17 protein-coding genes and 8 pseudogenes are annotated in these 20489 nt (G+C 72.4%); 19 read left to right on the top strand and 6 right to left on the bottom strand.

Going from position 1 to position 20489, the window contains the following annotated elements:
• The first annotated feature begins 249 nt into the window (after nucleotides 1–249).
• The 5 genes and pseudogenes from rpsA to BM536_RS22240 all read left to right on the top strand — a co-directional run bounded on the left by rpsA (nucleotide 250) and on the right by BM536_RS22240 (nucleotide 4683).
• Nucleotides 250–1764 (top strand): 30S ribosomal protein S1, encoded by a 1515-nt coding sequence (gene rpsA / locus BM536_RS22260; RefSeq protein ID WP_073498266.1) that lies wholly within the window; start codon nucleotides 250–252, stop codon nucleotides 1762–1764.
• 451 nt (nucleotides 1765–2215) lie between these two features.
• Nucleotides 2216–2462: pseudogene (locus tag BM536_RS44915) on the top strand (amino acid oxidase); the annotation flags it as partial.
• A gap of 111 nt (nucleotides 2463–2573) precedes the next feature.
• A pseudogene (locus BM536_RS22250) lies at nucleotides 2574–3511 on the top strand (PAC2 family protein).
• Between the two features lie 111 nt (nucleotides 3512–3622).
• Nucleotides 3623–4252: a dephospho-CoA kinase gene (gene coaE, locus BM536_RS22245; protein ID WP_073498263.1), complete on the top strand. Its 630-nt coding sequence runs from the start codon at nucleotides 3623–3625 to the stop codon at nucleotides 4250–4252.
• 50 nt (nucleotides 4253–4302) lie between these two features.
• Nucleotides 4303–4683 (top strand): tetratricopeptide repeat protein, encoded by a 381-nt coding sequence (locus BM536_RS22240; RefSeq protein ID WP_073498261.1) that lies wholly within the window; start codon nucleotides 4303–4305, stop codon nucleotides 4681–4683.
• Between the two features lie 60 nt (nucleotides 4684–4743).
• Here the strand turns inward: BM536_RS22240 and BM536_RS22235 are convergent, their stop codons facing one another.
• Nucleotides 4744–5010 (bottom strand): DUF6343 family protein, encoded by a 267-nt coding sequence (locus tag BM536_RS22235; protein ID WP_073498260.1) that lies wholly within the window; start codon nucleotides 5008–5010, stop codon nucleotides 4744–4746.
• Between the two features lie 253 nt (nucleotides 5011–5263).
• Between BM536_RS22235 and BM536_RS22230 the strand changes: the two genes are divergently transcribed.
• From BM536_RS22230 to BM536_RS22220, 3 genes are all read left to right on the top strand, one after another.
• Complete coding sequence (locus BM536_RS22230) at nucleotides 5264–5941, top strand: class I SAM-dependent methyltransferase (RefSeq protein WP_073498258.1); 678 nt, start codon at nucleotides 5264–5266, stop codon at nucleotides 5939–5941.
• Between the two features lie 85 nt (nucleotides 5942–6026).
• Nucleotides 6027–6494 (top strand): DoxX family protein, encoded by a 468-nt coding sequence (locus tag BM536_RS22225; RefSeq protein ID WP_073498256.1) that lies wholly within the window; start codon nucleotides 6027–6029, stop codon nucleotides 6492–6494.
• 44 nt (nucleotides 6495–6538) lie between these two features.
• On the top strand, nucleotides 6539–7249 hold the full coding sequence (locus BM536_RS22220; RefSeq protein WP_073498254.1) for a uracil-DNA glycosylase: 711 nt from the start codon (nucleotides 6539–6541) through the stop codon (nucleotides 7247–7249).
• Nucleotides 7250–7262: 13 nt separating this feature from the next.
• Here BM536_RS22220 and BM536_RS22215 read toward each other — a convergent pair.
• A pseudogene (locus BM536_RS22215) lies at nucleotides 7263–7370 on the bottom strand (GntR family transcriptional regulator); the annotation flags it as partial.
• A 36-nt stretch (nucleotides 7371–7406) separates the two neighbouring features.
• On the opposite strand from BM536_RS22215, the pseudogene BM536_RS44910 reads away from it, so the two are divergent.
• The 7 genes and pseudogenes from BM536_RS44910 to BM536_RS41335 form a co-directional block, all read left to right on the top strand.
• Nucleotides 7407–7749: pseudogene (locus BM536_RS44910) on the top strand (aspartate/glutamate racemase family protein); the annotation flags it as partial.
• 694 nt (nucleotides 7750–8443) lie between these two features.
• Nucleotides 8444–8830, top strand: a complete 387-nt coding sequence (locus BM536_RS22200) for a hypothetical protein (RefSeq protein WP_094103376.1) — start codon at nucleotides 8444–8446, stop codon at nucleotides 8828–8830.
• A 1-nt stretch (nucleotide 8831) separates the two neighbouring features.
• Nucleotides 8832–9599, top strand: coding sequence for a nucleotidyltransferase domain-containing protein (locus BM536_RS22195; RefSeq protein WP_094103375.1), 768 nt, complete (start codon nucleotides 8832–8834; stop codon nucleotides 9597–9599).
• Nucleotides 9600–9861: 262 nt separating this feature from the next.
• Entirely contained in the window at nucleotides 9862–11742 is a 1881-nt protein-coding gene (locus BM536_RS22190; protein WP_245873691.1) for an FUSC family protein, read from the top strand.
• Between the two features lie 125 nt (nucleotides 11743–11867).
• Nucleotides 11868–13267: pseudogene (locus tag BM536_RS22185) on the top strand (amidohydrolase).
• 95 nt (nucleotides 13268–13362) lie between these two features.
• Nucleotides 13363–13641: pseudogene (locus BM536_RS44905) on the top strand (DUF899 family protein); the annotation flags it as partial.
• 294 nt (nucleotides 13642–13935) lie between these two features.
• Nucleotides 13936–14112 carry a hypothetical protein gene (locus BM536_RS41335; protein WP_094103373.1) on the top strand — a complete coding sequence of 59 codons (177 nt, stop codon included), beginning with the start codon at nucleotides 13936–13938 and terminating at the stop codon, nucleotides 14110–14112.
• A 40-nt stretch (nucleotides 14113–14152) separates the two neighbouring features.
• On the opposite strand, the pseudogene BM536_RS22170 reads toward BM536_RS41335, so the two are convergent.
• The 3 genes and pseudogenes from BM536_RS22170 to BM536_RS43060 form a co-directional block, all read right to left on the bottom strand.
• Nucleotides 14153–14365, bottom strand: a pseudogene (locus BM536_RS22170) (ABC transporter ATP-binding protein); the annotation flags it as partial.
• Between the two features lie 213 nt (nucleotides 14366–14578).
• Nucleotides 14579–15022 carry a hypothetical protein gene (locus BM536_RS22165; RefSeq protein WP_073499897.1) on the bottom strand — a complete coding sequence of 148 codons (444 nt, stop codon included), beginning with the start codon at nucleotides 15020–15022 and terminating at the stop codon, nucleotides 14579–14581.
• Between the two features lie 329 nt (nucleotides 15023–15351).
• Nucleotides 15352–16080, bottom strand: a pseudogene (locus BM536_RS43060) (ATP-binding protein); the annotation flags it as partial.
• Between the two features lie 227 nt (nucleotides 16081–16307).
• Here BM536_RS43060 and BM536_RS22155 point away from each other — a divergent pair.
• From BM536_RS22155 to BM536_RS22145, 3 genes are all read left to right on the top strand, one after another.
• Nucleotides 16308–17168 carry a helix-turn-helix domain-containing protein gene (locus BM536_RS22155; RefSeq protein ID WP_073499811.1) on the top strand — a complete coding sequence of 287 codons (861 nt, stop codon included), beginning with the start codon at nucleotides 16308–16310 and terminating at the stop codon, nucleotides 17166–17168.
• Nucleotides 17169–17444: a DUF397 domain-containing protein gene (locus BM536_RS22150; RefSeq protein ID WP_073499813.1), complete on the top strand. Its 276-nt coding sequence runs from the start codon at nucleotides 17169–17171 to the stop codon at nucleotides 17442–17444. It begins immediately after the preceding gene.
• Between the two features lie 101 nt (nucleotides 17445–17545).
• The gene (locus tag BM536_RS22145) at nucleotides 17546–18358 is read left to right on the top strand and encodes an SAM-dependent methyltransferase (RefSeq protein WP_073499815.1); all 813 of its coding nucleotides are present in this window, start codon (nucleotides 17546–17548) and stop codon (nucleotides 18356–18358) included.
• 96 nt (nucleotides 18359–18454) lie between these two features.
• On the opposite strand, the gene pdxR is transcribed toward BM536_RS22145, so the two are convergent.
• Nucleotides 18455–19870, bottom strand: a complete 1416-nt coding sequence (gene pdxR, locus BM536_RS22140; protein WP_094103372.1) for a MocR-like pyridoxine biosynthesis transcription factor PdxR — start codon at nucleotides 19868–19870, stop codon at nucleotides 18455–18457.
• A gap of 47 nt (nucleotides 19871–19917) precedes the next feature.
• Between pdxR and BM536_RS22135 the strand changes: the two genes are divergently transcribed.
• Nucleotides 19918–20451: a carboxymuconolactone decarboxylase family protein gene (locus BM536_RS22135; RefSeq protein ID WP_425444658.1), complete on the top strand. Its 534-nt coding sequence runs from the start codon at nucleotides 19918–19920 to the stop codon at nucleotides 20449–20451.
• The last annotated feature ends 38 nt before the right edge of the window (nucleotides 20452–20489 follow it).

Here is a 20489-nt window from a genome sequence, read left to right as displayed (position 1 = left end):
GGGTGTGCGCCTTCGCGCATTGACCCTGCTCGGCTGCCCCCGTATGCTACAAGTTGCGCTGCGGGCCTGCGCACCTCAGACGTAGCAGGTCGCGCTCGCATCTGTATGTATGTCCCCTCGGTTGTCGAGGCGTCGTAGCCGTTCTCCGGTGAGGCGCTTCCTTGGCTGTCCGGCCTTCTGCAGAGCGAAACGGGCTCCCGGCGTAAGCAGTACCTACGACTCTCTGTCCGTACCGGAGCCCTTTCCCACATGACGAGCAGCACCGAGACCACCGCCACCACCCCGCAGGTTGCGGTCAACGACATCGGTAACGAGGAAGCTTTCCTCGCCGCGATCGACGAGACGATCAAGTACTTCAACGACGGCGACATCGTCGACGGCGTCATCGTGAAGGTCGACCGGGACGAGGTCCTGCTCGACATCGGTTACAAGACCGAAGGTGTCATCCCGAGCCGCGAGCTCTCGATCAAGCACGACGTCGACCCGAACGACGTGGTCGCCGTCGGCGACGAGATCGAGGCCCTCGTTCTCCAGAAGGAGGACAAGGAAGGCCGCCTGATCCTCTCGAAGAAGCGCGCTCAGTACGAGCGTGCATGGGGCACCATCGAGAAGATCAAGGAAGAGGACGGCATCGTCACCGGTACCGTCATCGAGGTCGTCAAGGGTGGTCTCATCCTCGACATCGGCCTCCGTGGCTTCCTGCCGGCTTCCCTCGTCGAGATGCGCCGTGTCCGCGACCTCCAGCCCTACGTGGGCAAGGAGCTCGAGGCCAAGATCATCGAGCTGGACAAGAACCGCAACAACGTGGTCCTGTCCCGCCGTGCCTGGCTGGAGCAGACCCAGTCCGAGGTTCGCCAGACGTTCCTCACCACCCTCCAGAAGGGTCAGGTCCGCTCCGGCGTCGTGTCCTCGATCGTCAACTTCGGTGCCTTCGTGGACCTGGGTGGCGTCGACGGCCTGGTGCACGTCTCCGAGCTCTCCTGGAAGCACATCGACCACCCCTCCGAGGTTGTCGAGGTCGGCCAGGAAGTCACCGTCGAGGTTCTCGACGTGGACATGGACCGCGAGCGTGTCTCCCTGTCGCTGAAGGCGACCCAGGAAGACCCGTGGCAGCAGTTCGCCCGCACCCACCAGATCGGCCAGGTCGTGCCCGGCAAGGTCACGAAGCTGGTGCCGTTCGGTGCGTTCGTCCGCGTGGACGAGGGCATCGAGGGTCTGGTCCACATCTCCGAGCTGGCCGAGCGCCACGTGGAGATCCCGGAGCAGGTCGTCCAGGTCAACGACGAGATCTTCGTCAAGGTCATCGACATCGACCTCGAGCGCCGTCGCATCAGCCTCTCGCTGAAGCAGGCCAACGAGGCCTTCGGTGGCGACCCGGCCTCGGTCGAGTTCGACCCGACGCTGTACGGCATGGCCGCGTCGTACGACGACCAGGGCAACTACATCTACCCCGAGGGCTTCGACCCCGAGACCAACGACTGGCTCGAGGGCTTCGAGTCCCAGCGTGAGGTGTGGGAGACCCAGTACGCCGAGGCGCAGCAGCGCTTCGAGCAGCACCAGCAGCAGGTCATCAAGTCCCGCGAGGCCGACGCTGCCGCTGCAGCCGAGGGCGGCGAGGCTGCCGCTCCGGCCGCGTCCGGTGGTAGCGGTGGTGGCGGCGGCGGTGGCTCGTACTCCTCCGAGGGTGCGGACACCTCTGGTGCCCTCGCTTCGGACGAGGCGCTTGCCGCGCTCCGCGAGAAGCTGGCCGGTGGGCAGAGCTGAACGCCCACTGAGCACTAGCTCATGACTGAGGGCCCGCACCTTTCGAGGTGCGGGCCCTCAGTGCTGTCCCGGGCGCTGGGGCGAGCCTTCCCCGCAGAGCCGCGCGGGAAGAAACGTGCGAGATACATGAGTAGCTGACGGGCCGTAACCCGGCGCTGGGACGCTTCCCCGGTCTTCGTTCAGGATCGAAGGGGAGCCCAGCCATGGCGCAGCCTCAGCACGGGTCGGGAACGAGCCGGCGGACGTATCTGCGGAACGTCGGCCTCACCGGCGGCGTCGGGACCGTGTTCGCCACTATGGGCGCCCTCGGCCTGGCCCCCACCGCACAGGCGGCCCCGCACGGGACACCCTTCCGCGCCCCCGGCACCGGCGGCTTCCATCTCACCGGCCGCAGGGCCTCCCACGTCGTCGTCGGAGGCGGCATCACCGGCCTCACCGCCGCCTACGAACGAAGTACCGCACCGAACTCGCCTTCCACCTTCTCGCACCACTGGCGCCAGACACCGTCCCTCGAAGGCGCCTGGCACGACCCGCCCGGCGGGACCGACGCCCCTCGCTCCGAGCCGCTCGACGAGCCCACCGGACGCGTCCACTTCGCCGGTGACCGGCTCAGCCGCACCGACGCCCGGCAGCACGGCGCGTTCACCTCCGCACGCCGGGCCGTGACCGGCCTCCACGCGCGCGTGCCGGCTTCCTGACGCGGCCGTCATGAGGGGGCCGCACGAAGTCACCTGATCAGGGGCGTGGGCCGGGAATGCCCACGCCCTGCGGGGCGTTGTGCAGTACGAACACGAGGAGGAGCGGTCCAAGTGCTTGATCCGCAGGGTTTGTACGCATGGGAGCCGAAGGGGCTGGCTGTCGTCGACATGGCGCTCGCCCAGGAGTCGGCCGGACTTGTCATGCTCTACCACTTCGACGGATACATCGACGCGGGTGAGACCGGTGACCAGATCGTCGACCGGCTGCTCGACTCGCTGCCCCACCAGGTCGTCGCCCGCTTCGACCACGACCGACTGGTGGACTACCGCGCCCGCCGCCCGCTGCTGACGTTCCAGCGCGACCGGTGGACCGAGTACGAGGAGCGACCATCGAGGTCAGGCTCGTCCAGGACGCCACCGGAGCACCCTTCCTGCTGCTGTCCGGCCCCGAGCCGGACGTCGAGTGGGAGCGTTTCGCCGTGGCGGTTAAGCAGATCGTGGAGCGCCTCGGCGTCCGCCTGTCGGTGAACTTCCACGGCATCCCGATGGGCGTCCCGCACACCCGCCCGGTGGGCCTCACCCCGCACGGCAACCGCACCGACCTCGTCCCGGGCCAGCGCAGCCCCTTCGAGGAGGCTCAGGTCCCCGGCAGCGCCGAGGCCCTCGTCGAGTACCGCCTCATGGAGGCCGGACACGACATCCTGGGCGTCGCCGCGCACGTGCCGCACTACATCGCGCGTTCCGCGTACCCGGACGCCGCGCTGACCGTTCTGGAGGCCATCACGGCCGCCACCGGACTGGTCCTGCCGAGCATCGCGCACGCCCTGCGCACGGACGCGCACCGCACGCAGACCGAGATCGACCGCCAGGTCCAGGAGGGCGACGAGGAGCTGACCGCCCTCGTCCAGGGCCTGGAGCACCAGTACGACGCCGCCGCGGGCGCCGAGACGCGCGGCAACATGCTCGCGGAGCCCGTCGACATCCCGTCCGCCGACGAGATCGGGCGGGAGTTCGAGAAGTTCCTCGCCGAACGGGAAGGCGAGGGCTGAGCGCCTCGGGGATCCAGGGTCCCTAGCCCGCGGTCTCGGGCCTGGGATCTGTCGTCTGTCGTCTGGGGTCTGCCGTGGGCTGTGCCGGCGGCAGACCCTAAGCTTGCCGTCATGTTGAAGGTGGGCCTGACCGGTGGGATCGGCGCCGGCAAGAGCGAGGTGTCCCGGCTGCTCGTCGTGTGCGGCGCCGTACTGATCGACGCGGACCGCATCGCGCGCGAGGTCGTCGCACCGGGGACGCCCGGTCTCGCGGCGGTCGTCGAGGCGTTCGGGGAGGGCGTCCTCGCCGAGGACGGCAGCCTCGACCGCCCGAAGCTCGGCTCGATCGTCTTCGCCGACCCCGACAGGCTGGCCGCGCTCAACGCGATCGTGCATCCCCTCGTCGGCGCCCGCTCCCGCGAACTGGAGACCGCCGCCCTGGACGACGCCGTCGTCGTCCACGACGTCCCCCTCCTCACCGAGAACGGGCTCGCCCCCCTCTACGACCTCGTGGTCGTGGTCGACGCCGACCCCGCCACCCAACTCGACCGGCTCGTCCGGCTGCGGGGCATGACCGAGGAGGACGCCCGCGCGCGCATGGCCGCCCAGGCGACCCGCGAGCAGCGTCGGCAGATCGCCGACATCGTCGTCGACAACGACGTACCGCTGCCTGACCTGGAGCGACGGGTGAAGGACGTATGGGCCGAGCTGGTCCGCCGGGCGCGGACAGCCGAGGGGTCGGGGGCGCGGTCCGAGGAATAGGGGCCCTCGTCGCGCGCGTTGAACGCTCTGAGTGAGGGAAGGAATTTTCCGTGCCCGATACCAGCGGTTCGACCGGACGCAGTCCGGAGACGCATGTCATCGACTTCCGTGCGGCCGAGCAGCTGCTCGCCGCACGGGATCCGCGGGGCGCGGTGAAGCTGCTCGACGGTGTCATCGCCGCGTATCCCGAGAACACCGCCGCCCGGCTGCTGCGCGCGCGTGCCTTCTTCGCCGCCGCGCAACTACGGCCCGCCGAGCTGGAGTTCACGATCGTCCTGGAGCGCGAGCCGGACAACGCGTTCGCCCATTTCGCGCTCGCCCGCACCTACGAGCGGCAGGGCCGCGCCGACCAGGCCAAGCGGCACTTCCGGCTGGCCGCCGCACTGGATCCGAACCCGCAGTATTTGAAGGCGGCACGCTTCGAGTCCTGAGGCCTCGCGAGGCTTCGAGTCCTGAGGCCTCGCGAGGCTTCGAGTCCTGAGGCCTCGCGCTCAGTGGCCGCGCCGCTCCGGCGGCCGGTAGGGCGGGATGTCACGGCCCGGCTGATAGTGCGGTCCCTGCCGCAGGTGCTTGAGGATCATCGACAGGTCGACGGTGATCAGCAGCCACAGCAGCGCGCAGGCGATCACCCATCCCGGACGCCCCGCGAGCGCGAACGCGACCGCCCCGAAGATCGCCCAGAGCAGCCCCCACACACTCAGCCACAGTCGCATCCTCAGTGCACTGCGCGCTGTCACCGGCTCACTGCCCGTACGCATCGGATCACCACTCCTTCTTGCAACGTACTCCTCGGTTCGGGCGTTCTCCAGGAGGGCCGGAGGCCGGGGGCCCGTGGGGCCGAGGCCGAGGTGCGGCCGGAGCTGGGGGGCTCCTCGCGTTGCACGCGTACTCCGCCTACTCCGCGTCCGGCGCGCCTTCATCGAAAAGAGTGTCTTCACTCGAACGAATGAACCGTCGGGGCGAGGGAACGGCCGTAACGGCACGGCCCGTTGGGCGGGTATGAGGCTTGAAATGCGAGAGGGATACCAGGGCACGGGGCCCGGCGCCATCACCCCGGACGGCTGTGCGGTCGAGCTGTACAGCCGCCTTCCGGTGGGCGACGAACCCGACATCATCACCGCCGCCGTGCCCGCGGGCGCGCGCATCCTCGAGCTGGGCAGCGGCGTCGGCCGCATGACCCACCCCCTCCTCGAGCGCGGCTTCACGGTGACGGCGGTGGACGAGTCCGCGGAGATGCTCGACCGGGTGCGAGGAGCGCGCACGGTGTGCAGCCCCATCGAGGACCTGGACCTGGACGAGACCTTCGACGTGGTGATGCTGGCGTCGTTCCTCGTCCACGCCGGGGACGAGGAGGTCCGGCGCGGCCTGCTGGGCACCTGCGTCCGGCATGTGGCGGAAGGCGGGTATGTGCTGATCCAGCGGGAGGGCGAGGACTACCACACCGATCTGCCCCGGGAGCGGGGCGACCCGAGCGGCTTCACCACCCGGATCCTGTCGGCCGAACCCGTCGGCGACGGCGTCGACTCGGTGCGCGCGGAGTACGTGTTCCCGGACGCGATATGGACCCAGACCTTCCGTTCCCGGCCGCTGACCCGGGAACAGTTCGAGGAGGCGCTGGCGGAGGCGGGGCTGACGGTGGACCGGTATCTGACGGAGGACCGGATCTGGGTGCGGGCGGTGAAGCGATGAAAAGCGGCGGCAAGCGATGAGTTCACGGCGGGGGAGCGGTCTGACTCTCCGACAGCACAACGGACCGCTTACCCAGGAGACCCCCATGGCCGAGATCACGGCACCCCTCCCCTCCGCCTCTTCCGCCCCCTCCGCCGCCTCGGCCGGTTCCGAGACGCCGACCGCCGGGCGCCGGCGGGCCCGCATCGCACTGCGCGGGCTGGAGGTGCTGCTCGCCCTCTTCTACGGGATCGCCAGCGCACTGCCGAAGCTGATCGCCCACCCGTCGGCGGCCGAGGGCTTCGACAAGCTGGGCTGGGGCGACACCGGCATGTACGCGATCGGCGTCCTGGAACTGGCGGGCGCGGTCGCCCTGCTGGTCCCGGTGCTCCGGTCGGTGGCCGCGGTGTCGCTGGGGGCGCTCATGGTGGGGGCGTTCGTCGTGACGATCGTCGCCTTCGACGGGCAGAACGCGGCGACGCCGCTCATCCTGCTGGTCCCGCTGGGCCTCATCGCCTGGGCCCGACGCGACTCCGTGAAGGACCTGGCGCGGCTGGTGCGGCGCACGCCGTGACGGTCTGATCCCGTGACCTCGGTGCCCCGCCCTACCGTGGACCCATGGACGCCGACGAACCTCTGGACCCGACCCCGCTTCCCGCCCTGGACCGGCGGGTCGCGGGGTGCCGGGCCTGTCCCCGGCTGGTCGAGTGGCGGGAGGAGGTGGCCCGTACGAAGCGGGCGGCCTTCGCCGACTGGACGTACTGGGGGCGGCCGGTGCCGGGGTTCGGTCCGCCCGATGCGCGCTTGCTGATCGTGGGGCTGGCCCCGGCCGCGCACGGCGGGAATCGCACGGGGCGCATGTTCACGGGCGACCGTTCCGGCGACGTGCTGTACCAGGCGCTGTACGACGTCGGGCTCGCCTCGCAGCCGACCTCCGTGTCCGCCGACGACGGTCTCGCCCTGCACGGTGTGCGGATCACCTCACCCGTGCACTGCGCGCCTCCGGCGAACAAGCCGACCCCGCGGGAGCGGGACACCTGTCGGCCCTGGCTGGTCCAGGAGCTGCGGCTGCTGCGTCCCACGCTGCGGGCGGCCGTCGTGCTGGGGGCGTTCGGCTGGCAGGCCGCGCTGCCCGCGTTCACCGAAGCGGGCTGGACCGTGCCCCGGCCCCGGCCGGCCTTCGCGCACGGGGTGCGGGTGCCGCTCGACGGCCTGGACCTCTTCGGCTGCTTCCACGTCAGCCAGCGCAACACCTTCACCGGGCGCCTCACCCCGGAGATGCTGCGGGAGGTGCTGCGCACGGCGGCGAGGGCAGCGGGACTGGGCTGACCGGCCCGCCCCGTGCGCGGATGGCCTCACGGACCGGGACGCGGGAGACGCCGAACCGCTCGGCCGGCTCGCGTTCGACGAGCCGGTCGCCGGGGCGCAGTACGCCGGAGATGATCCCTTGACCCGGCGCCGGGCGCGGCTGGCGAGCTGCTCCCGTCGCAGGGTCGCTGCCTTCCTCGCCGCAGCCGACCGGGCCCGGGACGCCGGCGCCGAAGTCCTCGTCCTCGGCTGCCCAACGCCGAAGTCCTCGCCCTCGGCTGCCTGGCGCCGAAGTCCTCGTCCTCGGCTGCCCAACGCCGAAGTCCTCGTCCTCGGCTGCGCCGGGATGACGGGACTCAGCGCACGCTGGGGGAGGAACTGGGCCTCCCGGTCGTCGACGGGTGGCCGCGGCAGTGAAGCTGGTGGAGGCACTCGTGGCGATGGGCCTGCGGACGGCCGGGCGGGGCAGCCTGGCGAAGCCGGTTCCGAAGCGGCGAACCTGGAGCGCGGGCCGGGACTGACCGACTCACGGCCCCTCTGCCCCCGGGACATCCGGGACACCCAGGACATCCGGGAGGTCCGGGATGACTTGGCAACCTGGGCCACCTGGGCCACCTGGGCCACCTGGGCCACCTGGGCCACCTGGGCCACCTGGGCCACCTGGGACCCCCGGGACCCCCGGGACCACCGGGACCCCCGGGATATCCGGGTCGTCCAGCGCTTCCCGACCTCCGGCCGGTGCCGCGCCGCGTATCCGTCGTGTGTGCCCGTGCCGGAACTCCTCGCCGCGCTCCGCCGCCTCCACCCGCTCCACGCGATACAGACGCACCTGGGGCGCGGCCCGCGCCCGGGGATCCACGCTGATCCGGTCCGGCGGGCCCAGGAGCCGGTGCACCAGCGCTCCCGTCCAGCCCCGCATCCTCAGTCCGGCCAACGACACGTACCGCCGCTCGTCCTCCGCGAACCTCACAGTCCCCATCCCCGTGTCCCTTCCGTCGTGACTCTCCGTGACGACGCCTCCCATTGAAGCGCGCCCCACTGACAATCGCCCTCGCCTCGCCCCGCCCGGTCCCCGCCGCGATTAACCGCTGGACGAGCGCGGGCCGCGGAGGCACCCTTCCTCCCATGCGCACCAAACATCATCCGAGCCGTTTCACGGCGGCGGAGCTCTAGCGGGCCGCGCCGGAAATCCCGGCGGGCCCCGGGAGGTCCGCCATGTCCCGCACCGTCCACCACGTCCGCCCCCGACACCGAAACCACCACCCGGCCCCCTGGTCGACCCGCTGGGCGGGTCTGCGGTCCGGGCACCGCCTCGTCCAACTCCGTGTCGGCACCGAGGAGTCGGCCCGCGCCCGGCGCGAGGGACGCCGCCCGCGCCCCGTCCCCGTCCGGTGCGCCTTCACCGCCCACACATACCCGCGCTCCCTGAACGCGGGAGTCGACGGCCCCTACGAGTCGCGTGCCCGAGCCGCGCTGGCCGTCTTCCGCACGACCGCCCGCAACCGTCTGCGAGCGGCCCCGCCCGGCGCCCTCCTCGACGTCGCCGGGGACCTGGACCACCCGCCGACCCGCCACCGCCACCGGAACATCTGGGACTTCTGAGATGGACGCAGCCTTCCTCCGCACCACCACCGACCGGCTGGCCGCCCTGCCCGGCGTTCGCGCCGTCGCCCTGGGCGGCTCCCGCGCCCAGGGCACCCACCGCCCCGACAGCGACTGGGACCTGGCCGTCTACTACCGGGGCACCTTCGACCCGGCCGGCCTCCGGGCCGTCGGCTGGGAGGGCGAGGTGTCCGAGGTCGGCGCGTGGGGCGGCGGCGTCTTCAACGGCGGCGCGTGGCTGACCATCGACGGACGACGGGTGGACGTCCACTACCGGGACCTGGACGTCGTCACCCACGAACTGGCGGAGGCGGAGCAGGGCCGGTTCCATGTGGAACCGCTGCTGTTCCACCTCGCGGGCATCCCGAGCTACCTGGTCGTCGCCGAGCTGGCGATCAACCGCGTGCTGCACGGAGAGCTGCCGCGCCCGGCCGCCTACCCCGACAAGCTCCGCCGGGCGGCGTGCGAGCGCTGGTACGGCACGGCGAACGCCACCCTCGCCTACGCTGCCGCCCACCACGCGGACGGGGACCGCCGCACGGAAGCCGCCGGCGCTCTGGCCGTCGCCGCCACGCAGGCCGGGCACGCCGTCCTCGCAGCGCGCGGGGAGTGGGTGACGAACGAGAAGAGGCTGCTGGAGCGGGCCGGACTGCGAGACGTCGACGCCCAGATCGCCCAGATCGCCAACGGCAGCGTCGCGCAGGCGCTCGACCGGGCCCGCGTCCTCTTCGAGGAGACGGTGGCGGCGGCCGAAGCCACGCGCGCGTGAGGAGCCGCGGCCCGCGGCAGCCACGCGCGTGAGGAGGCGCGGCCCTCGGCAGCCACGCGCGCGTGAGGAGGCGCGGCCACCGCGGAGACCGCCCCGGCAGTTGCGTTCATAAAGAACCCCGGATCGGCCAGGTGTCACCTTCCCGAAACGCGGCCGTCCCACCTTCTCCAAGATGGCCCCGTACCGTGGAGACACAGCCCGAGCACCAGCCCCGGCCACCGTCGCCCGAAGGCACACCCCGCCCTCGTCCGAACGGAGCTTTGTGTCCCCGCGTTCCACCGTTGCCGTTCGCACACTCCCCGCCCTGCCGCCCTGGCTCGCGCACGCCCTGCGCGCCCAGCGGGGGCCCGTCCCGTGGAGCGCCGTCGTGCGTGGCGCGCTCGCCGCGGGGCCGCTGCTGCTCATCGCCGTCATCGCCGGTCGCACCTCCCTCGGGGTCGTCGCCGCCATCGCCGCCATGCTCGCCGGGATCAACGACCGACCCGGCAGCCGCCGCACCGCGGTACGGCGGCTCGGGGCGCCCGCGGTCGCCGGGGCGGCCGGAGTCCTCGTCGGGACGTACGCCGGGGACCATGTCGGCGCGGTCGCTCTGACGCTCGTCCTCACCGCCCTGGGCCTCCTGGCCGGCGGCATGAGCGCCATCGGGCCCGTCGCCTCCGGGGGCGGGACCCAGCTCCTCGTCGCGGCGGCCATCGGCGCCGGGATGCCGCTGCCCGACAGCGGCTGGGCGCGGGCCCTCGCCTTCCTCGCCGGCGCCGGCTGGCTGATCGTGCTGCGGCTCGCGCTGCCCACCCCGGGCGCGCCGGCCGGAGACTTCCGCTTCGACGGGGAGCGAGCGGCCGTAGCCGCCGTCTACGAGGCCGTCGCCGCGCTCCTCGACGCGGCGGGCACCGAGCACGCCACCGCCCGCCGCGCCGCCCTCACCGCCGCTCTCGACCAGGCCCAGGACGCCCTCGCCGGGCCCCGGCTGCGGCGCTACGCCAGTTCCGCGGCCGAACGCCGGCTACACGCCCAGTACGCGGCCGCCCTGCCCCTCGCCGAGGCCGCGACCGCCCTCGCCTGGGCCGGCGAACCCCTCACCGGCCGGGCCGCCGAAGGACCCCGCGCCTCGCCCGCCGCCGTACGGGAGAGCGCGGCCACCGGGCCGCTGCCCGCGCCCGCCCGGTCCGCGCCCGCGCTGCGCGCCCTCGACGACGCCCTGCTCCAGGCCGCCCACGCCTTCGACCGGGGCGGCGGCTCCGACCTGCACACACGGCGGCGCGGCGCCCGTGACCTGCTGCGGACCGCCTTCGGGGCCGGGGGGCGGGAGTACGGGCTGCGGGTCGCCCTCTGCTTCGGCGCCAGCGCCGCCATCGCCCAGGCCCTGCACCACTCCCACTGGTACGGGCAGCACACGCACTGGTACTGGCTGCCCGCCACCGCCGTCTTCCTGGTGAAGCCCGACCTCGGGCCGCTGGTCTCACGCGTGCTGTGCCGGGCCGCGGGGACCGTCCTCGGAGCGCTGCTCTTCGCCGGTTTCGCCGCCGTGCTGCCCGACCCGCAGGGGCTGGTGGCGCTGGTCGCCGTCTGCGGGGCGCTGATACCCGTCTCCACCCGGCACTTCGCCGCCCAGACGGCCGTGGTCACCGTCCTCGTCCTGTCGCTGGTCATGGTCGGCGGGGAGCCCCAGGCCTCCGTCGGGCGGATCGGGGAGACGCTGCTGGCCTGTGCGCTCGTGCTGGTCGTCGGGCATCTGCCGATGCCGGGGGAGCGCGGCGGGCACGTACGCGCCCGGCTCGCGTCCGCCGCGGGCGCCGCGCACGCCTACCTCGTCCACGTACTGGACGGCTCCGACGACCGCGCCGCCCGCTGGACGCTGCGCCGCGAGGCCTACCGGGCACTTTCCGAGGCTCGCGCCGCCATCGCCCTCTCGGCCGCCGAACTGCCCGCGCTCGCCCGGCACACCGAGGGCACCGACGAGGTCGCCGCCCTCCTCGAAAGACTTGTCGACACGACCACCGCAGCCGCCGTCCACCTCGACGACACCGGCCGGCTCGACCGCCGCCACAGCGACCGGCTCACCGAACTCCTCGGGGAACTGGCGGCACACCGGGAGCGGGTGGGACTGCCGACCGGTGTCACGGGCCACGCCGTCGCGGTGTGACCACGGCCCGCGCGGGCGGTCGTAGGACCGGCCGGCGAGGCCCGTCGCAGGGCCGGACGCAAGGTTCCGGACACCGTGCGCGCCAAGGCTCACGCGACGGGACCACGGCGTCGTAGGTTGACGCGATGACGCCCCCTCCGACGCCCTCCCGGACGTCACCGCAGTCATCTCCCGAACGGGACGACTCCGCCGATCTCGTCATCACCCACTGCACCGTCCTCGTGCACGACGACCGGGAGCGGATCGCCTTCCGCGAGGACGCCGCCGTCGTCGTACGGGACGGAGTGGTCGACGCCGTCACCACCGCCGCCGACGCGGCGGCGATCGCGGCCGCCGAACGGATCGACGCGCGCGGCCAGGTCGCGATGCCGGGGCTGGTCAACTGCCACACGCACGCGCCGATGGTCGCCCTGCGCGGCCTCGCCGAGGACCTGCCCACCGAGGAGTGGTTCAACGACGTCGTCTGGCCGGTCGAGTCCAACCTCACCGAGAGGGACGTCGAACTGGGCGCCCGCCTCGCCTGCGCCGAGATGATCCGCGGCGGCGTCACCTGCTTCGCCGACCACTACTTCCACATGGACACGGTCGCCGCCGTCGTCGAGGAATGCGGCATGCGCGCCCATCTGGGACAGGCCTACTTCTCCTCTCAGGGTGCACCGGGCCGCGAAGCCTCGCTGGAGTTCGCGCTGCGGTGCCGTGGCGGCGCCGACGGCCGTATCACCACCGCCCTCGCCCCGCACGCCCCCTACACGGTCACCGACGCCGACCTCGCCGCGACCGCCGAACTCGCCCGCGACCACGGCCTGGCCGTCCATCTGCACGCCTCCGAGAACCGGGCCCAGGCGGACGCCGGCCTAGCCCGGCACGGGGTCACCCCGATCGAGGTCCTGGAACGCACCGGCGTCCTCGACACCGATGTCCTCCTCGCCCACGGCACCGGCATCCTGGAACGCGACCTTCCCGTCCTCGCACGCGCGCGCGGCCGTACGGCCGTGGCGAGCGCGCCCCGCGGCTACCTGAAGTTCGCCTGGCCCACCACGACGCCGATCCGGGCGCTGCGCGAGATCGGCGTCCCCGTCGGACTCGCCACGGACGGTGCCGCCTCCAACAACTCCCTCGACGTCTGGGAGTCGATGGCGCTCACCGCGCTCATCCAGAAGTCCACCGAGGGCGACCCCCGCTGGCTGACCTCGCGTCAAGCCCTGCACCACGCCACCGTGCAGAGCGCCCGGGCTGTCGGCCTGGGCGACCGCATCGGCCGTATCGCCCCCGGCCGGATGCCGACATCGTCCTCGTCGACCTCACGGGCCCGCACACCCAGCCCGTGCACGACCTCGCCGCGACCCTCGTCCACAGCGCCCGATCCTCCGACGTACGCACCACGATCGTCGACGGACGGATCCTCATGCGCGACCGCGAGCTGCTCACTCTCGACGTCCCCGCCACCGTGGAGGAGTTGGCCGAGCGCCTGCCCGCACTGGTGGACCGCGGCCACGGCCGACGCATCCAGAAGTACGACACCTGAGGAGCCCGGAGTCCCCAGAACCCGTCGTCCACCACTTCATGTTCGCGCCCGAATGAGAGGCCGGCTGCCGCAGTTGCTCCGCCTTCCTCGACCAGATCGGCCACCTCGCCCATCTGAAGGCGCGCGACACGCCGTTCGCCGTGATCTCGCGGGCACCTTTCCCGAGGATCCTGCCGTTCAAGGCGCGCATGGGCCGGACGCTGCCCTGGTACTCCTCGTACGACAACGGTTTCAACCGGGACTTCGAGGTCACCCTTGAGCAATCCGGTCATTTCGTGGAGCGGTCCGGCCTCAGCTGCTTTTTGCGGGACGGTGACCGCGTCTTCCGCGTCTATTCGACCTACGGCGCGGGCTCGACGGGCTCGGCTCGACGACCATGCTGCTGGACCTGGCGGGTGGACCTGACGGCCCTCGGGCGCCAGGAGGGTGGGAGGGGCCGAAGGGAAGGGCGTCGAGCCTCGGTGCCCCCGCGGACGGTACCCGTATCCGCTGTCACGACGAGTACGAGTTCTGACGCGGAATGTAGTCAATGCGTTCAGAAGGTGACTGGAACCTCACCCTCCGCAGTGAACCTGTGTCAACTATGTCTCAGTCATGTCACTGGCCGAGGCGTTCCGCCCCCGAACAGCGTTAACTCCTACAAGTACAACGCTTATCGGAGGTGCGAGATGGTGAACGGGCGAACAGTGCTCGAACGCTTTCCCGCGGGCGGGCCGCGTGGGTCGTGGCCCGCGGAGGAATTCGCGCAGGCGCGGCGCATGGAGGGACTGGCCGCTGAGGTTGTCATGGACCTCGCGACCGACACGTTCCTGGTGGTCGTCCGGGGCGGAGACGTCACCGGCTGACGCCGCGGTCGGCCCGCTTCGAGGCGGGCACCCGGCCCATGCGGTTCCTCACGAACACCTCCAGTTCGGCCGAGGCGTGCAGAGCCGCCGTCTGCCGTCGGCTTCTCAACGAGCAGGATGCGGCCATGCCCATACGCTGCTCTCGTGATCCCCAGCCGCTGCCACTGACCGCGGGACAGCTGGTGCCCGCCGCTGAAGTCGCGGCCGGCGGTGTGTCCAGGGCGCGCGGCAGATCCGCGACCACTCTCTCGGCGCACCCTCACCCGACCACGTCGGCCGGCCTCCGTCGTCCCGGTGGGCCGCAGCCCGCCAAGGGCATGGGCGCGGGAGGTGCTCGGTCACCGCGCGCCGGCGTGCGCCCGGGGGCGTCCATGACGGCAGGCGTCGATCGGGGTCGTGTCGATCGAGGCTGCGTCGGGTGTATCGATCAGGGCTGTGCAACCGGCGCGTGGCGCGCGGGCGGGCGTCACGCGCTGATCGGCCGTGACCAGGTGGGCGGTGTGTCCGTGAGGCGGCACAGGGCCAGGTAGAGCGGGATCGGCGGGGTGTACGGGAGCGTGCCGTCCGGCCGGTGGATGAGGCCGGGGACCCGCGCGGAGTCCGGCACGATCGCACCCGTGGCGTACTGCGCCGGGGCGGGCCACTCCAGCGCGTAGTCGGAGTCCGACGGGACCAGCCACCACCAGTGCGCCTCGTCGGCGTACACGCACCCCACGCGCGGCAGACGAGGCATGACCAGTGGCCCCAGCTGGGCCGGTACGGCGACGGCGTCGCAGCCCAGCGGGGCCGTCATGCCTTCGGGAACCGCGAGCCGGGACGGGCTCCGCGGGGTGTCGCCGCCCGGGCCGCGCCCCAGACGGACCAGCGTGTCCAGGGTGAGTACCCCGATCCGGCCGGGGGTGGCCCTCACGCCGTGTCCCGGTCGCGAGGGGGGAGAGCCGGTGCCCCCGCGTCGGGATGTGGGCGCCAGGCGGTCGCCCCGCCCGTCGTGTCGAGGGCGTGGTCGGTGCGCTCGGCCGGGAGGGTGGGCCCGCCGGTTCCCGGGCCGCGGTGCCACTGCGGCGCCACGCGGGACAGAGGGCCGTCGGACAGGCGCGGGAGCCGGCCGAGAGGGCCGCTCGGCCGGGGATCGGCCCGGCCGTCGGTGGCGGGGGAGTGGCGGGGCCGGTGCGTGTGGCCGGACGGGTGGGCTTCCGCGGGGTGAGCGCGGGGGACCTGCTCGACGGGGCCTGGGCCGGGGCCACGGTGCACCGCGTCGCCGTGATCGCCCTGCTCGGCGGGGGCCTCGCCCTCGTCGTCCGGGCCGTCGGCCGGGCCCGGCTTCGGGCGGGCGCCCCAGCCGAGGTCGGCACGCGGCGCCGGGGCCCGGTCGGTGTCGGCGAGGTCGTCACGCAGCTCGGCAGGGTGTTCCGCGGAAGCCTGCCGGGGCAGGTCGGCCCAGACCAGCAGGCCGGGGCCGTGCTCCTGGGCGCCCCAGGAGTGGCAGAGGGCGTCGACGAGAAACAGGCCCCGCCCGTGTTCCTCGTCGGGGCGCTGCGGCGAGGGGTGCGGCTCACCGGGAGCGCAGCCCTCGTCGCGTACGGCTATGCGCACGAGGTCTCCGCCGTCGTACAGCTCGCAGACGACCACGCCGCTCGCGGTGTGCACGATGGCGTTGGTGACCAGCTCGGATATGACCAGGGCGGCGGTGTCGCAGGTGTCCTCGCACACCGACCAGCCGGTCAGCCGGGCCCGGGCCAGGCGTCTGGCCCGCGCCGGGGAACCCGGGTGCGCGGCAAGCTCGAACCGGAACCGGCGCTCTGCAGCGGCACGGTCGGGGCCCGCTGCCTCCCCCAGGCTCGAATGCGCTCGCGAGGGGATACCCCCATCGGCACCGAGACCTCGGGGGTGGCCTGCGGCGGCGTCTGTTCCTAAGGGCGCGGACGGAATCACGCTTGCCACTATCGCCCCGCCGTGAACACTTGGCAAGTGTCACTCTGAAAAATGCAGAGTGCTGTGTGACGCGGTGAAGGGCCGTGGCACACTGCTCGCAACAGCACGTTGAGCGGCGCCAGTTGGGATCACCGAAGATCCGTATTTATTCGTACGTCTCTTCGAATTAGGTCTTCGCATGGCGCGTAGGGCTGTTGGGATTCCTTTTCGTGACCGGCCGGCGGGCCCAGTGACCCGTCGGCGGCTCTTGGTGGAGGTGGAGCGTGAGCGAACCGCGGTCCGCGCCGACGGTGGGGCAGGTCGTCCTCGGCCGGCGCCTGCTGGACCTGCGGGAACGCGCCGGGCTCAAGCGTGAGGAAGCCGCCGGCATCCTGCGTGTCGCACCCGCCACGGTCCGTCGTATGGAGATGGCCGAGGTCTCGCTCAAGATCCCTTACCTCCAGCTGCTGCTGAAGGCCTACGGTGTCACCGACGCGGAGGCCGAGGGCTTCGTCCAGCTCGCCGAGGAGGCCAACAAGCCCGGCTGGTGGCAGCGTTTCCACGACGTGCTGCCCGGCTGGTTCTCGATGCACGTCAGCCTCGAGGGCGCGGCAGCCCTGATCCGCCAGTACGAACCGCACTTCGTCCCCGGCCTGCTGCAGACCGAGGACTACGCGCGCGGTGTACTGAGGTCCGGGGCCATCGGCCAGACCCGGCCGGAGGACATCGAGCGCCACGTCGACCTGCGGCTGCAACGCCAGGGACTGCTCACCCGTGAGGACGCGCCCCGGTTGTGGGTCGTCATGGACGAGACCGTGCTGCGCCGCCCGGTGGGCGGCCCGGAGGTGATGCGCGCGCAGATCGACAAACTGCTCGACGCCACGAAGCTGCCCAACGTGACGCTACAGGTCGCCCCGTTCTCCTCGGGGCCGCACCCCGGTACGTACGGGCCCTTCGTGCTGTTCCGATTCGCCATGCCCGAACTTCCGGACATGGTCTACAGCGAGTACCTGACCGGCGCCGTCTATCTGGACGCGCGCACGGAGGTGGCGACCCACCTCGAGGTCATGGACCGCATGGCGGCGCAGGCCGCTACGGCACATCGCACGAAGGAGATCCTCCGGGATCTCCGCAAGGAGCTGTGAATGGAACGCATCAAGTCCCCGACCAGGCCGCGTGGCCGCGCTCAGCGGATCTACAACGGCATGCCCGCGAGGGACCTGGGCAGCGAGGGCTGGCACAAGCCGTGGAGCGGCGGCAACGGAGGCAACTGCCTGGAGGCCATGAAGCTCGCCGACGGCCGGATCGCCGTCCGTCAGTCCACCGACCCCGACGGGCCGGCGCTGATCTACACCTCCGACGAGATGACGGCCTTCATCGAGGGAGCCAAGGCGGGAGAGGCGGACTTCCTGTTGTCCTGAACCCACCCGCCTGTCCCTTCTCCCTGCGCACTTTTTAATCAACTTCCTTATCTTGGTGCTGACTTGCTCATTATTCGTGTCACATGCTTACGGAGTTCCTCATGACCGGGCAGGACCCCACCGGCGCCGTCGGGATCGACACCAGCAAACCCCATCCCGCACGGATGTACGACTGGTACCTCGGTGGCAAGGACAATTACCCCGTGGACGAGGCGATGGGCCGGCAGATGCTGGCGCTCGACCCCCGCGTCCCGGTGATGGCCAGGGTCAACCGGGCGTTCATGCACCGCGCCACGCGCTGGCTCGCGGGCCACGGCGTCCGGCAGTTCCTCGACATCGGCACGGGCATCCCCACCGAGCCGAACCTCCACCAGGTCGCCCAGCAGGCCGCGCCCGACGCCCGCGTCGTGTACTGCGACAACGACCCGATCGTGCTGGCCCACGCGGCCGCCCTGCTGCGCAGCACGCCCGAGGGTGTCACCGAGTACCTCCAGGCGGACGTCCGCGACCCGGCGACCATCGTCGAAGGCGCCCGGAAGATCCTGGACTTCGAGCGGCCCGTGGCGCTGTCGTTGATCGCGCTGCTGCACTTCGTCTCCGACGAGGACGGGGCGCACGAACTCGTCGACCGGCTGCTGGCCGAAGTCCCGTCGGGCAGCTACCTGATGATGACCCACGCCACCGCCGACTTCACCCCGGAGGAGTCCGCGGCGGCCACCGAGAAGCTCAAGGCGGCGGGCGTCACGCTGGCGCTGCGCTCCCGCGAGGAGTTCGGCCGCTTCTTCGACGGGCTGGAACTGGTCGAACCCGGGGTCGCGGTGGTGCCCGAGTGGCACCCCGAACTCGGTGAGCCGGTGCCGGGCCAGGAGGACGGCGTCATCCCCGGCTACGGGGCGGTGGCACGCAAGCCGTAGGCGTGTGGTGTGCCGGAGGCGTCACGCGCGCGTGACGCCTCCTGCCGCTGCCGGTCAGGTCCAGGACCACACGCGGCGCGGGACGTGCACCAGGGGCTACGGCAGCACGCCGCACAGCGCGTCCAACGCGGCCCCGTACGCGTGCTCGGACGGCGTCGCGTACCCCACGACGAGACCGTCCCGCGCCTCCATGTCCGCCTCCGGGTGCCGGAAGCCCGCCAGGCCGTCCAGCGCGACGCCCTGCCGGACGGCCGCCTCGACCGTGGCCGACTCGGTACCCGGCGGCAGCCGCAGCACCGCGTGCAGTCCGGCCGCGACCCCCGTGACCGTGACCCGTGGCGCGTGCTCGGCGAGCGCCGCGACCAGACGGTCCCGGCGGCCCCGGTAGCGCTGCCGCATGCGCCGCGCATGACGGTCGTAGGCCCCGGAGACGATGAAGTCGGCCAGGCCCAGCTGGTCCGGGACGCTCGCCCAGGTTTCCCGGTCGCCCTTGGCCGCGAGGACATCGCCGACGTACCGCTGCGGCAGCACCATCCAGCCCAGCCGCAGCGCCGGCGACAGGCTCTTGCTGACCGAGCCGACGTGGATCACGCGCTCGGGGTCCAGGCCCTGGAGCGCGCCCACCGGCCTGCGGTCGTAGCGGAACTCGCCGTCGTAGTCGTCCTCCAGCACCACCGTGCCACGCGCGCGTGCCCAGGCGATCACGGCGGCACGGCGGCTCGCGTGCAGCGGCCCGCCGGTCGGGAACTGATGCGCGGGCGTGAGCAGCACCCCCCGCTCGCGCCCCAGCAGACCCACGCGCGCCCCGTCCTCGTCGAGCGGCAGCGGGACCGTCCGTACGCCCGCCGCGGCCAGCAGTTCCCGGTGGAATCCCAGCCCGTACGCCTCCACCGCCAGCGGGCCGCGCAGCACCCCGCTCGCGCCCCCGCCGAACAGCAGTCCCAGCGCGTGCGCGAAGCCGGAGCAGATCACGATGCGGTCGGGCTCGGTGCGCACGCCACGCGCGCGGGCAAGGTACTCGGTGAGAGCCTCGCGCAACTCGCGGCGCCCGGCGGGGTCGCCGGGCCCGAACACCTCGCTCGGCGCCTGCTGGAGCGCCCGCCGGTAGGACGCCAGCCAAGCCGCACGTGGGAACGACGACGTGTCCGGGCTGCCCTGCCGGAGGTCGTGCCGGGGACCACGCGCGCGTGGAGGTGCCTCAACGGGCCTTCGCGCGGCGTGTCGCAGGGGTTCCATGCGGTCGGCGACCCGCGTCCCGGACCCCTGACGAGCCGTCAGCCAGCCCTCCGCCACCAACTCCGCGTAGGCGTCGGCCACGGTGTTGCGCGCGACCCCGAGATCCGCGGCGAGCGAACGGTACGGCGGCAGCCGGGTGCCCGGAGCGAGCCGCCCGCCGCGCACGGCCTCGCGCAGCGCCCGGATCAGCGCGGCCCGCCGCCCGCCCGGCGCGGACAGCTCCAGATGCAGGTCGGCACCGATCCGCTCAGCGGAATTGACCCATGATTCCTCCATGGAAATGCACCCTACAGAGGGTCTTTCCGGCTCGTAGATTGGTCTGCATGACGACGACGAACATGATCGACACCCGGACGACCGAGAGCGCCCCGGCGCCCACCGCCGCGATCGCCGCCGCCGAGGCCGCCAGGAGCCGTCCGGACTTCGCCAAGTCCGCCCCCAAGGTGTACCGCGCGCTCGTCGGCTTCGACGCCGCCGCCCGCGAGGGACTCGACCCCGCCCTCGTCGAACTGATCCAGATCCGCGCCTCCCACCTGAACCACTGCGCGTACTGCCTCCACATGCACACCAACGACGCGCGCAAGGCCGGTGAGAGCGAGGACCGCCTGCACATGGTCGCCGTCTGGCGGGAGGCCCGGCACTTCTTCACCGAGAAGGAGCAGGCCGCCCTGGCGCTGACGGAAGCGGTCACGCTGGTGGCCGACGGCGGTGTCCCGGACGACGTCTACGCCGAGGCCGCGGCCCGTTTCGACGAGCGGGAACTCGCCCAGGTCCTGGCCCTCATCTGCACGATCAACACCTGGAACCGGGTCGCCCTCGCCACGGCCAGGGTGGCGGGCACGGACGAGCGGCGCTGAAGGGGCGGCGGGCGGCGCGGGATGTGGCGGCGAGTGAG

The organism is Streptomyces phaeoluteigriseus (assembly GCF_001896135.2).
GTDB classification, from domain to species: domain Bacteria; phylum Actinomycetota; class Actinomycetes; order Streptomycetales; family Streptomycetaceae; genus Streptomyces; species Streptomyces phaeoluteigriseus.
This window is presented reverse-complemented; position numbering and strand designations above follow the sequence as displayed.

Excerpts from the sequence above, each read along its gene's own strand:
- pdxR (WP_094103372.1), bottom strand. The coding sequence starts at position 19,870 with ATGGAGGAATCATGGGTCAATTCCGCTGAGCGGATCGGTGCCGACCTG.
- BM536_RS22135 (WP_425444658.1), top strand. The coding sequence starts at position 19,918 with ATGACGACGACGAACATGATCGACACCCGGACGACCGAGAGCGCCCCG.
- BM536_RS22220 (WP_073498254.1), top strand. The coding sequence starts at position 6,539 with ATGGACGCCGACGAACCTCTGGACCCGACCCCGCTTCCCGCCCTGGAC.
- BM536_RS41335 (WP_094103373.1), top strand. The coding sequence starts at position 13,936 with ATGGTGAACGGGCGAACAGTGCTCGAACGCTTTCCCGCGGGCGGGCCG.
- BM536_RS22150 (WP_073499813.1), top strand. The coding sequence starts at position 17,169 with ATGGAACGCATCAAGTCCCCGACCAGGCCGCGTGGCCGCGCTCAGCGG.
- BM536_RS22195 (WP_094103375.1), top strand. The coding sequence starts at position 8,832 with ATGGACGCAGCCTTCCTCCGCACCACCACCGACCGGCTGGCCGCCCTG.
- rpsA (WP_073498266.1), top strand. The coding sequence starts at position 250 with ATGACGAGCAGCACCGAGACCACCGCCACCACCCCGCAGGTTGCGGTC.
- coaE (WP_073498263.1), top strand. The coding sequence starts at position 3,623 with ATGTTGAAGGTGGGCCTGACCGGTGGGATCGGCGCCGGCAAGAGCGAG.
- BM536_RS22200 (WP_094103376.1), top strand. The coding sequence starts at position 8,444 with ATGTCCCGCACCGTCCACCACGTCCGCCCCCGACACCGAAACCACCAC.
- BM536_RS22145 (WP_073499815.1), top strand. The coding sequence starts at position 17,546 with ATGACCGGGCAGGACCCCACCGGCGCCGTCGGGATCGACACCAGCAAA.
- BM536_RS22235 (WP_073498260.1), bottom strand. The coding sequence starts at position 5,010 with ATGCGTACGGGCAGTGAGCCGGTGACAGCGCGCAGTGCACTGAGGATG.
- BM536_RS22230 (WP_073498258.1), top strand. The coding sequence starts at position 5,264 with ATGCGAGAGGGATACCAGGGCACGGGGCCCGGCGCCATCACCCCGGAC.
- BM536_RS22225 (WP_073498256.1), top strand. The coding sequence starts at position 6,027 with ATGGCCGAGATCACGGCACCCCTCCCCTCCGCCTCTTCCGCCCCCTCC.